This window comes from Paenibacillus sp. P4_E11 (assembly GCF_056401635.1).
In genome coordinates, this window is sequence record NZ_JBFUIX010000461.1 from 1 (window position 1) to 1,440 (window position 1,440).

Annotated in this window: 3 protein-coding genes; 2 read left to right on the plus strand and 1 reads right to left on the minus strand. The window is 49.2% G+C overall.

What is annotated here, in order from left to right:
- Both AC1DWB_RS35110 and AC1DWB_RS35115 read left to right on the plus strand, forming a co-directional pair.
- Positions 1-218, plus strand: a 218-nt coding sequence (locus tag AC1DWB_RS35110) for an ArsR/SmtB family transcription factor (RefSeq protein ID WP_477545694.1), incomplete at its 5' end; no start/stop codon positions are given.
- Positions 219-227: 9 nt separating this feature from the next.
- On the plus strand, positions 228-740 hold the full coding sequence (locus AC1DWB_RS35115) for an SRPBCC family protein (RefSeq protein ID WP_477545695.1): 513 nt from the start codon (positions 228-230) through the stop codon (positions 738-740).
- 67 nt (positions 741-807) lie between these two features.
- On the opposite strand, the gene AC1DWB_RS35120 is transcribed toward AC1DWB_RS35115, so the two are convergent.
- Positions 808-1,440, minus strand: a 633-nt coding sequence (locus AC1DWB_RS35120; RefSeq protein ID WP_477545696.1) for an ABC transporter permease subunit, incomplete at its 5' end; no start/stop codon positions are given.

Here is a 1,440-nt window from a genome sequence, read left to right on the forward strand (position 1 = left end):
ACATCCGACAGCCTCAAGCGTCCAAACATTTGAAAGTACTGAATGACGCGGAGATCGTAGAAATGCGTCCCGATGCCAACCGCCGAATTTATAAGCTGCGTCCCGAGCCTCTTCAGGAAATGGATACTTGGCTGCAATCGTTTCGCAGAATGTGGGAAGATAGATTCGATCGTCTGGATGATTATTTAAATGAAATCCAAAAAGACGGAAAACAATAGGAGGATATCATGTCTGAAAACCATGTAACCAGCAATGAATTGGTGCTCACCCGCGTCTTCAATGCTCCCCGTGAACTCGTATTCAAGGTTTGGACGGAGCAGGAGCATTTCCAACAATGGTGGGGACCGAAAGGGTTCTCCTTGCAGATCGTCAAGATGGATGTCCGCCCAGGCGGCATGTTCCTTGGTAGTCAACGATCCCCTGAAGGACATGTGATGTGGGGGAAGTTTGTGTACCAGGAAGTGTCGGCACCTGAGAAACTTGTGTTCATCCAATCGTTTTCAGATGAGGAGGGCAATACAGTACGGGCGCCGTTTAGCTCTACCTGGCCTTTGGAAATCAATAACGTTCTGACCTTAGAAGAACATGATGGGCAAACGACACTAACGTTACAAGGCGGTCCGATCGATGCAACAGAAGAGGAACGCGCAGCATTCGAGGGCATGCGGCCTATGATGCAGCAAGGTTTCGGCGGAACGTTCGATCAACTTGCCGATTACCTGAAGAAGAGCCAAGAATAACATCATCCAGCAGTAGAAACATCCGAAGAAGTGGGCATAGCCCACTCCTTCGGGTGTTTTTCTTGTTTCACAACGGCAGGTCACGTTTCCGAAACAGCAAGATGCCCAGTCCGAAGGCAACCAAGCCGATGCATGATAATAGAATAAACGTCGGGACGAGTTGTACATTTCCTTTTACAATCTCGCCAGGCTTATATAGAGAGAAGAGCGAGATGGCACCCAACCATTCTATCTTTTCGCTGAATTTACTTAACAAATCCAATGTGAAAAATCCGAACGTAATCGTGCCCGAGATACTCATGGCCTTCTTCTCGTCATTGGAGAGGGCCGAGACGAGGAATGAGATACCCCCAACGGCGAAGAACAACAAGAAGGCAGCAACATTCATCTGGATGAACGTGGTGGGTTCAAAGTCGTAGTCACCTAGGAACCAGGCATTACCGGCGAATCCGGCGATCGTCGTGACGGCCACGATCAGCAACAATCCAGTCGTCAGAACACTGGCTTGTGTGAAAGCAACCTTACCTCTCGTCGTCGAGGAGGACAGCAAATACGCCATGGAACCTTGGTCTACCAATTTGGCCATGAGCTGGGTTGACACCTGTACACAAACTATTGCGAGAATGAGGACCAGGATCAATCCGTAATATTCCCCTGATATGAAAGCCTCTGCACTGGCAAAGCCGCTGCTCAGCCCGAA